This is a genomic window from Longimicrobium sp., assembly GCF_036280135.1.
Taxonomy (GTDB): domain Bacteria; phylum Gemmatimonadota; class Gemmatimonadetes; order Longimicrobiales; family Longimicrobiaceae; genus Longimicrobium.
This window is the reverse complement of record NZ_DASURI010000676.1, coordinates 1-9,061: the sequence shown is the minus strand read 5'-3', so window position 1 is coordinate 9,061 and position 9,061 is coordinate 1. Positions and strand designations below refer to the sequence as shown.

Genomic DNA, 9,061 nt, shown 5'->3' with positions numbered 1-9,061 from the left:
GGGCGTGCCAGAAGCGCTCCACCCCGTTGACGCTCGTGAAGACGATCCAGTCGTAGCTCCCCGCCTGCGCCGCCGCCTCCAGCAGCGGCGCCTCGTCCGCCGGCGGGACGATGCGGATGGTGGGGAACTGCACCACCTCGGCCCCCAGCGCCTCCAGCTCCGCCGCGAAGTCGCTGGCCTGCGCCCGGGCGCGGGTGACGACGATGCGCTTGCCGGACAGCGGCCGGCGGTCCCACCAGCCCAGCTCCTCGCGGAGCGCGACGACCTCGCCCACGACGATGAGCGACGGCGCGCCGATCCCCGCCTCCTTCGCGATGGCCGGCAGCGTCTCCAGGGTGCCCGTCACCGTGCGCTGGCGGGGATAGGTGCCCCACTCGATGGCGGCGGCGGGCGTGTCGGCCCCGCGGCCATGCTCCACGAGGCGGCGGAAGTTCTCCGCCATCTTGCCCACGCCCATGTAGAACACCACCGTGCCCACGCCGCGGGCCAGGTGCGCCCAGTCCACGTCCGTGTCGGGCTTGGTGGGGTCCTCGTGCCCCGTGACAAAGGCCACGGACGCCGCCATCCCCCGCTGGGTGACGGGGATGCCCGCGTACGCCGGCGCGGCGATCCCCGCCGTGACGCCGGGGACGACCTCGAAGGGGATGCCGGCCCGCATGAGCACGAGCGCCTCTTCCCCGCCCCGGCCAAAGACGAACGGGTCGCCGCCCTTGAGGCGGACCACCGTGCGGTGCCTGCGTGCCAGGTCCACGAGGATGGCGTTGATCTGGTCCTGCGTGCGGTGGTGCTCGCCGCCGCGCTTGCCCACGTACACGCGCTCCGCCCGCGGCGCCCGCTCCATGATGGCGGGCGAGACGAGCGCGTCGTAGACCAGGACGTCCGCGCGCTCCATCAGCTCCGCGGCGCGCAGGGTGAGCAGGCCGGGGTCGCCCGGTCCGGCGCCCACCAGGTATACGGTTCCCGTCACGCCGTGGCCTCCGCGGGGGCGGCCAGCCGGCCCGCCTCCCATTCCAGCAGGTCGCTCAAGGTCTGTCGAAAGGGGATGGACGGGGTCCACCCCAGGGCCCGCAGCCGGGCGTTGTCGCCCAGCAGGAGCGGGACGTCCACGGGGCGCACGCGCGCCGGGTCCACCTCCACCCGGGCGCGCGTGCCGGAAAGGTCCACCAGCTCGTCCACGGCCTGGGCCATGGAGCGCGCGTGGCCGGAGCAGACGTTGTACACGCCCCCCGGCTCGCCCGCCCGCATGAGCAGGGCGTACGCGCGAACGACGTCGCGCACGTCCAGCATGTCGCGGCGCGCGGACAGGTTGCCCACGCGCAGCAGCGGCTCGGCCTCGCCCGCGCGGATGGCCGCCAGCTGCCGCGCGAAGCTGGGCAGGGCAAAGCGCGCGTCCTGCCCCGGGCCCGTGTGGTTGAAGGAGCGGGCGATCACCACCTCGCCCTCGCCTGCCTGCAGGGCCGCCATCTCGGCCGCGGCCTTGGAGGCCGCGTACGGGTTGCGGGGCCGCAGGGGCCGGTCCTCCGCGAGCGGCTGCTGCGCCTCGGGCACCACGCCGTATGCCTCGGCCGAGCTCACCAGCAGCAGGCGCGCGCCCGGGGGAAGGGCGCACGCCACGCGCAGGGCGCCCGTGGCGTTCACGTCCCAGGTGCCCAGGGGGTCGGCGAAGCTGTCGCCCACGCTGGCCTGGCCGGCCAGGTGAAAGACGGCCTCCGGCCGCGCGGCCTCCATGGCCTCGCCCACGGACCGTGCCGACGTCACCTCCAGCGGCAGCCACTCCGCGCCGGGCGCGGCGTGGGGCGCGGGGCGGCCGTCCAGGGAGGTCGCGACGACGGCGTGCCCGTCCGCGAGCAGGTCGCGGACGAGCCAGGAGCCCACGAACCCGGCCGCGCCCGTCACCAGGACGCGCATTCGCTCAGCCCGCCGCGGCCAGGGCCGCGCGGCCGGAGCCGCGCTGGCGCTCCAGGTCGGCGTCCACCATCATCCGCACGAGCGCCTCGAAGCCCACCTCGGGCTCCCAGCCCAGCTCGGCCTTTGCCCGGGCCGGGTCGCCCACCAGCAGGTCCACCTCGGCCGGCCGCATGAAGCGCGGGTCCTGCCTGACGTAGTCGCGCCAGTCCAGGTCCGCGGCGCCAAACGCCGTCTCCACCAGCTTTTGCACCGTGTGCGTCTCGCCCGTGGCCACCACGTAGTCGTTGGGCTCGTCCTGCTGCAGCATGAGCCACATGGCGCGCACGTAGTCGCCCGCGAAGCCCCAGTCGCGCTGCGCGTCCAGGTTGCCCAGGCGCACCTCGTCCGCGAGGCCCAGCTTGATGCGGGCGGCGGCGTCGGTGACCTTGCGGGTCACGAACTCCAGGCCGCGCCGGGGCGACTCGTGGTTGAACAGGATGCCGCTCACGGCGAACATCCCGTAGCTCTCGCGGTAGTTGACCGTGGCCCAGTGGCCGTACGTCTTGGCCACGCCGTACGGCGAGCGGGGGTAGAACGGCGTCTCCTCGCGCTGGGGCACCTCCAGCACCTTGCCGAACATCTCCGACGACGACGCCTGGTAAAAGCGGATGCGGCGCTCGCGGTCAAAGATGCGGATGGCCTCCAGCATGCGCGTCACGCCCAGCCCCGTCACGTCGCCGGTGAGCACGGGCTGGGTCCACGACGTCTGCACGAAGCTCTGGGCCGCCAGGTTGTACACCTCGTCGGGCTGGCAGGCCTCCAGGGCGTAGAACAGCGAGTTCTGGTCGCTCAGGTCCGCCGAGAGCAGCTCCAGGCGGTCCTGGATGTGCTCGATGCGCTCGAAGGTGACGGTGGAGCTGCGGCGAACCAGACCGTAGACCTTGTAGCCCTTCTCCAGCAGCAGCTCGGCCAGGTAGCTGCCGTCCTGGCCGGTGATGCCGGTGATCAGTGCTGTCTTCATGCCCATGGGTGCGGCGGGTGACGGGGCCGCGCGGGGGCGGCCGGGTACAGCCCGAAAAGCTAGCCGGGGGGCTGGACGGTGTCAACGCGAACGAATCGTGGGGACGGGTTGACCAATGGGCTCGGCGTGCTTACATTTTCAGGCTTCGCTGGGTTTGTGAGTCGGATACTACAGGAGATACCGATGGCTTTTTGCGCCGTCTGCGGAAAGGGCCCGCGCAGCGGGAACAACGTCAGCCACGCCAACAACAAGACCAAGCGTGTCTGGCGCCCGAACCTGCAGCCCGCCCGGATCGTGACGGAGAACGGGACGCATAAGCGCGTGCGTGTTTGCACAAGCTGCATCTCGGCCGGCAAGATTCGCAAGGCGGGCTGAAGGCTCTCGGACCCTCGTCCGCGACCGAATGCTTTCGGCCGCGCATCCTTCGGGGTGCGCGGCCGTTTGCTTTTGGGGAATGGCAGGGAATAGGGATCAGGGAGTAGGGAATAGGGAATAGCGGGCAACGGCGGAACAGCGGGGGACAGGCGACAGCCTGCTACGGCGGATCGCGCCGCGAGCCGTGCGTCCGCGAGTCCTCGACCCGCCGCCGGGTGACCGTCGGCGTTGGCCGTTGAAGCCCTGTTCGCGGAGCGCGTCGGCGCGAGACAGGGCTTATCGCTGTCCCAGCGGCGGGTTTACCCGCTCAGGCTGGGGCGCCGCCGCCGGTCTCGGCGCCCATCGATCCCGATCGCCTGTCGGCTCATCTGCTCTCCTCCATCACCCCGGATCTCCCCACTCCCGCATGCGCGCGGCGATCTTGAGCTCGTAGCCGCGGTCCGACGGCTCGTAGAAGCGCGCGTCCTGGATCACGTCCGGCAGCGTCTGCAGGGGCACGTAGCCGCCCTCGTAGTCGTGCGCGTACTTGTATCCCTCGCCGTATCCCCACTCCTTCATCAGCGACGTGGTCGCGTTGCGCAACGACAGGGGGACGGGCGCGTTGTCATGCTCCTTCGCCATCCGCGACGCCTCGCCGCCGGCCATGTACGCGCGGTTCGACTTGGGCGCGTTCGCCACGTAGAGGATGGCGTTGTACAGCGGCAGCAGCCCCTCGGGGTGGCCCAGCCGCTCGTACGCCAGCATGGCGTTCACGGAGACGATACCCGCCTGCGGATCCGCCAGCCCCACGTCCTCGTACGCGGCCGCGATCAGCCGGCGAAAGCAGGTCTTGGGGTCCTCGCCGGACTGGATCATCCGCATGGCCCAGTACAGCGCCCCGCTCCCGCTGCTGGCCCGCAGCGACTTGTGGAACGCGCTGAGCATCTCGTACATCAGCGAGGTGTCGTAGCGCGCCGTGGGCCGCTGCAGCGCCTCGCGCACCTCCTCCAGCCCGATGCGCCCGCCCCCGCCGGCCAGCCGCGCGGCGATCTCCAGCGCCGTCAGCGCCTGCCGCGCGTCGCCGCCCGTGTTGCGGACGATCATGTCCTCCGCCTCGTCGTCCAGCGACACGTCCGCCGCGCCCAGTCCCCGCTCCGGGTCCCGCAGCGCGCGCCGGACGACGTCGCGCAGGTCGTCCTCCGTCAGCGTCTCCAGCACCAGCACGCGCGAGCGGCTCAGGACGGCGGGGTTGATCTCGAAGCCGGGATGCTCCGTCGTCGCCCCCACGAGCGTCATGAGCCCCGACTCGATGCCGGGGAGCAGAAAGTCCTGCTGGCCCTTGTTGAGCCGGTGGATCTCGTCGATGAGCAGCAGCGTGCGCCGGCCCGCCTTGCGTCGCGCCTCGGCCTCCTTGACCACCTCGCGCAGCCGCGGCACGCCCTCGCTCACGGCGTTGAAGGGGACAAAGGTAAACCCGCTGTCCGCCGCGATCACCCGGGCCAGCGTCGTCTTGCCGCTCCCCGGCGGTCCGTGGAGGATGAGGTTGGGCAGATGGCCCGTCGCCAGCAGCTTGCGCAGGGTGCCCTCGGGGCCGGCCAGGTGCTGCTGGCCCACGATCTCGTCCAGCGTGCGCGGGCGCATGCGCTCCGCCAGGGGCGCGGACGGGTCCGGCGCGGCGGGGGGCGCGTCCTCGCGCGCGGCGGAGGGCGGCGGCTCGGCGTCGCCAAAGAGAGACAGGTCGGTCACGGCTCCAGGTATCCCCGCACCAGCAGGTACGTCAGGTAGAACGTGCCGGCGCCCAGGAAGACGGCCAGGGCGCTGGACCAGCTGCGCTTCTTTTGCACCTCGGGCACCAGGTTGCTGGCGCCCACGTACAGCGTGACCCCGGCGCTGAGCGCCAGTCCCGTGCTGGCGAGGATGCGCACGTGCTCCGTGAGCACCACGCCCGCGACCGTGGACACGCCCAGCATGGCCACGGCGCCAATGGCCCGCCGGGCGCTGTTGCCGCTCGCGAGCATGATGGACGCCACGGTCACCCCCTCGGGCACCTTGTGCAGCAGGATGGCGATAAAGACGAGCATCCCCAGCCAGCTGCCCACGTGAAAGCCGCTGGCGATGGCCACGCCGTCAAAGAAGGTGTGCAGCAGCAGGCCCAGGAGCGCGCTGATGCCCACCCATCGGCTGACCATGTGCTCGGAGTGCGTTTCCTCGCCAAAGTGGAAGTGCGCCACCAGCACGTGCTGCGTAAAGTGGACGAGCAGGTAGCCCAGCAGCACGGCCACGACGGCCGATTCGCCGGCTTCCATGGCGTGCGGGATCATCCCCACCAGGGCGGTGGCGATCATGAATCCCGCGCCGAACGCGATCAGGAACCGCTGCGTGGCCCGCCCCGCGGCCGAATGCGCGGTGATGACGAGCCCGCCCATCAGGTTTGCGGCGGCCGCCGCCAAGGCGTACCACAGCGCCGTGCTCAAGACGTTTTCACAGCTTTCAGGGTAGACGAAGTGTAAGCCGTGGAAACTAGCGTCAGGGCGCGGGTTGGGAAAGGAACCGCGGGGTACAGGGGACAGGTTACAGGGGACAGCCGGCAACAGCCCGACAGGCAGGTCCGCCCGGCGCGGCCGCGTTCCAGCCTGAGCGGGTAAACCCGCCGCTAGGAGGGCCATGAGCCCTGCCTCGCGCTGACGCGCGTCGCGAGCAGGGCTTCACCCGCGCAAAGCCGCCCCCGTGTACGGCGACGGCCTTCTCTGGGGCAGTCCGCGCAGGCGGACTTCGCGACCTTCCAGCGGCGAATTCATTCGCTCGGCGGGGACTTCGCGCCCACCCAGGAGCTCGCCCCGCCGCCTCAGCCCTCCAGCACCACGAACGCCCCGGCCGTATCCTCCGTGTGCGTCAGAGAGAGATGGATGCCGCGCACGCCGCGCTCGGCGGCCGCCTCGGCCGCGCGGCCGGTGAGCTGAATGCCGGGCGCGCCGGACGGAGCAGAGACCACCTCCACCTCGGTCCATCGCCCGCCCAGGCCCCAGCCGGTGCCCAGGGCCTTGAAGAACGCCTCCTTGGCCGCGAAGCGGGCGGCGAAGGATTCCGGGGCGGACTTGGACTGGCGGCAGCGCTCCACCTCGGCCTCGGTAAAGAAGCGGCGCAGGGCGGCGGGGCCCCGGCGCTCCATCAGCTCGGCGAAGCGAGGGATGTTCACGAGGTCCATTCCGATGCCCGCGATCATCCGCGCCGCCTTGCGCGCGGGGCCACGAGGGCGCACCATGACGTCGCGCGGCGCGAGGCGGCACGCCATTCGCAAACCCGCGCGGTCGTCGCATACCCCGGAACCAGCAGACGAGGCGGAGAGGACGTGGCGCGTACCCCCTGGAGGGCCAGACTCAGGCTGTGGAGCGCGGTGGCCGCGGGCCTTGCGGCGGGCATCATGATGGGCTGGTTCCTGGTGCAGATGCTGATCTTGCGCTGAACTGCGAGGGAATAGGGATCAGGAAACAGGGAATAGCCAGCCGGGCATCCGCCGTGGCTGGCACTCTACCTGTCGCGGCGTTCCCCAATCCATCAGCGTTCCCGAGTCCATCGGTGCTCCCCGATCCGGCGACGGCCACTCCGCGTGCGCGAGTGGCCGTCGTCCTTGCCCGCTATTCCCTATTCCCTATTCCCTATTCCCTGTTCCCTACCTTCAAACCATCCGCCGCGCCCACAGGAACATCCGCCGCAGCTCCCGCTCGTAGTTCCGCCGGCCGACCAGGTCGTTGCGCGCCACGCCGCCGTTGCCCAGCGACGAGTGGATGATCTGCGATCCGCCCGTGGACATGGCCACGTGCGAGCAGCGGCCCGGCGTCTCGGCAAAGAACAGCAGGTCGCCGGGCTGCAGGTGCTCGAAATCCGCTCCCGCCTCTACGGGCTCGCCCGCGCGCGACTGCTGGTCGCTGTCCCGGGGGATTAGGTGGCCGTGCATCCGGTACAGCGCCTGGACGAAGCCGCTGCAGTCCACCCCGCCCATCGTAAGCCCGCCCCACAGGTAGGGCACGCCCAGCCACCGCGCCGCCGTCTCGCAGATGGCGTTCGTCTCCAGCGGAAAGCCCAGGCCGCGCGCGCCCAGGGGCAGCATCTCGCCCTTGGCGTGGCCCGTGCGGCCGTCCGGCAGGCGCACGATGCCGTCCTGCTCGCGCAGCACCCGCGCGCCCCACGGCAGGCGCACCATCACCTCGCCGTCGTCGTCCATCACGGACGCGTTGAGCGACACCCACAGGTCGCCGTCCGCGCCGATCTCCCACGCGCGGGCCATCCCCTCGTCCACCAGGGCCACATAGCCCGCGTGGATCCAGCCGATGTAGCCGTCCGCGCCGCGGCACTGCAGCCAGCGCCCCTCGCGGCGAAATACGATCAGACGGCTGCCCAGCACGGCCTGCGACACCTGCGTGGCCTGGATCCTGGGCCCGGCCAGCATGGGCGCCACGGCGGCGGAGACCACGGCGTGCACGCGCTCGTCGGCGTCGGCCTCGGGCAGCAGCTGCACGCGGTCCACCACCTGGGCCCACGACGTGAGCTCCGCCGCGCGCCGGTGCAGCTCCTGCGCGGCCGCCGGCTCCGACGTGGCGCCGCGGAACGTGAGCCGGTCGCCCTCGATCTCCACCTCCACCTCGAACACGGCCAGCCGGGGGTCCGGCGCCAGCGCGTCGCGCACCTCCTCCACCAGCGCGCGCACTTCGTCGTCCGCGCCCCTCACCCGGGCCACCCGTCCAGCACGTCCATCACCCGTTCCACGTCCTCAGGCTGATTGTACAGGTGCGGCGACAGGCGCACGGCACCCTCCCGCAGCACGCATCCCACCCCGGCGCGGTGCAGCGCGCGGTAGGCATCCGCCACCCCGTCCATCGTGAACGCGAAGATGCCGGACCGGCGCTCCGGCCGAGGATCCCGCACGACGCGGATCCCCCGCCCTTCCATCCATGCCGCCAGCGGCTCCAGCAGCCCCGCCACGTGCGTGCGGATGCGCCCCGGCCCCGCCTCCAGCAGCAGCTCGGCGGATTCCGCCATCCCCGCGTAGTCGTGGAAGGCCTGCGTGGCCACCTCGAAGCGCCGCGCGCCCTCCACCCAGCCGGGGGCGTAGTCCAGCACGCGCTCCAGGTCCGCCGACGCCGTCAGCGACGACCAGCCTACAACGCGCGGCTCCAGCTGGTCGATCAGCGCGCGGCGCACGTACGTGAACCCCGTGCCGAACGGCGAGCACAGCCACTTGTGGCAGCCGCACGCCAGCACGTCCACGCCCGCCGCGTGCACGTCGAGGGGAACCTGCCCCACGGCCTGGATGCCGTCCACGACGAGAAACGCGCCGTTCTCGCGGCAGGCGCGGCCCAGCGTGTCCAGGTCCGCCACCCAGCCCGTGGTGAACTGGACGGCGGAGATGGCGAGGATGCCCACGTCCCCGCGCGCCAGCTCCTCCAGCAGCCGCGCCTCGTCCGGGTTGCCGTCCGCGTCCGTGGGGATGACGTCCACGCGCGCGCCGCGCAGGTCGCGCAGCGCCAACCAGGGATAGACGTTCGCGGGGAACTCGCGGTCGCTCAGGATCACGCGGCGGCCGGGCTCCAGCGGCAGCGTGAGCGCGGCGAGGTTGATCCCGTGGCTGGTGTTGGGGAGCAGCGCGATCTCGTCCGCGTCCGCGCCGATCAGCCGGGCGGCGGCGCGACGGGCGCGGGCCAGCGTGGGCTCGAAGTCGTCGCCGCGCAGGGAGTGGATGTCGGAGCGGCGGCGGTTGTACGCCTCCACGGCGGCGCGGGCGCGCTCCGGCAGCGGTCCCAT

At 72.0% G+C, this 9,061-nt stretch carries 9 protein-coding genes; 1 reads left to right on the top strand and 8 read right to left on the bottom strand.

Annotated elements, in window-relative coordinates:
• The 3 genes from cobA to gmd all read right to left on the bottom strand — a co-directional run.
• A partial coding sequence (gene cobA, locus VFZ20_RS21960; RefSeq protein ID WP_329686091.1) for a uroporphyrinogen-III C-methyltransferase occupies nucleotides 1-967 on the bottom strand: 967 nt, incomplete at its 3' end.
• Nucleotides 964-1,908 carry a GDP-mannose 4,6-dehydratase gene (locus VFZ20_RS21955; protein WP_329686090.1) on the bottom strand — a complete coding sequence of 315 codons (945 nt, stop codon included), beginning with the start codon at nucleotides 1,906-1,908 and terminating at the stop codon, nucleotides 964-966. The genes cobA and VFZ20_RS21955, both read right to left, overlap by 4 nt.
• A gap of 4 nt (nucleotides 1,909-1,912) precedes the next feature.
• Nucleotides 1,913-2,908, bottom strand: a complete 996-nt coding sequence (gmd, locus tag VFZ20_RS21950) for a GDP-mannose 4,6-dehydratase (protein WP_329686089.1) — start codon at nucleotides 2,906-2,908, stop codon at nucleotides 1,913-1,915.
• A 183-nt stretch (nucleotides 2,909-3,091) separates the two neighbouring features.
• Between gmd and rpmB the strand changes: the two genes are divergently transcribed.
• Complete coding sequence (gene rpmB, locus VFZ20_RS21945) at nucleotides 3,092-3,283, top strand: 50S ribosomal protein L28 (RefSeq protein ID WP_329686088.1); 192 nt, start codon at nucleotides 3,092-3,094, stop codon at nucleotides 3,281-3,283.
• A 381-nt stretch (nucleotides 3,284-3,664) separates the two neighbouring features.
• On the opposite strand, the gene VFZ20_RS21940 is transcribed toward rpmB, so the two are convergent.
• The 5 genes from VFZ20_RS21940 to VFZ20_RS21920 all read right to left on the bottom strand — a co-directional run.
• On the bottom strand, nucleotides 3,665-5,008 hold the full coding sequence (locus VFZ20_RS21940) for a replication-associated recombination protein A (protein ID WP_329686087.1): 1,344 nt from the start codon (nucleotides 5,006-5,008) through the stop codon (nucleotides 3,665-3,667).
• Nucleotides 5,005-5,736: a ZIP family metal transporter gene (locus VFZ20_RS21935; RefSeq protein ID WP_329686086.1), complete on the bottom strand. Its 732-nt coding sequence runs from the start codon at nucleotides 5,734-5,736 to the stop codon at nucleotides 5,005-5,007. The genes VFZ20_RS21940 and VFZ20_RS21935 overlap by 4 nt, the downstream gene beginning before the upstream one ends.
• 371 nt (nucleotides 5,737-6,107) lie before the next feature.
• Complete coding sequence (locus VFZ20_RS21930) at nucleotides 6,108-6,554, bottom strand: holo-ACP synthase (RefSeq protein WP_329686085.1); 447 nt, start codon at nucleotides 6,552-6,554, stop codon at nucleotides 6,108-6,110.
• Nucleotides 6,555-6,938: 384 nt separating this feature from the next.
• Complete coding sequence (locus tag VFZ20_RS21925; protein ID WP_329686084.1) at nucleotides 6,939-7,997, bottom strand: SH3 domain-containing C40 family peptidase; 1,059 nt, start codon at nucleotides 7,995-7,997, stop codon at nucleotides 6,939-6,941.
• On the bottom strand, nucleotides 7,985-9,061 hold a 1,077-nt coding region (locus VFZ20_RS21920), incomplete at its 5' end, for an aminotransferase class V-fold PLP-dependent enzyme (protein ID WP_329686083.1). The genes VFZ20_RS21920 and VFZ20_RS21925, both read right to left, overlap by 13 nt.

What these genes read in the sequence shown, in the direction of transcription:
- rpmB (WP_329686088.1), top strand. Translation starts at nt 3,092, where the DNA reads ATGGCTTTTTGCGCCGTCTGCGGAAAGGGCCCGCGCAGCGGGAACAAC.
- VFZ20_RS21955 (WP_329686090.1), bottom strand. Translation starts at nt 1,908, where the DNA reads ATGCGCGTCCTGGTGACGGGCGCGGCCGGGTTCGTGGGCTCCTGGCTC.
- gmd (WP_329686089.1), bottom strand. Translation starts at nt 2,908, where the DNA reads ATGAAGACAGCACTGATCACCGGCATCACCGGCCAGGACGGCAGCTAC.
- VFZ20_RS21930 (WP_329686085.1), bottom strand. Translation starts at nt 6,554, where the DNA reads ATGGCGTGCCGCCTCGCGCCGCGCGACGTCATGGTGCGCCCTCGTGGC.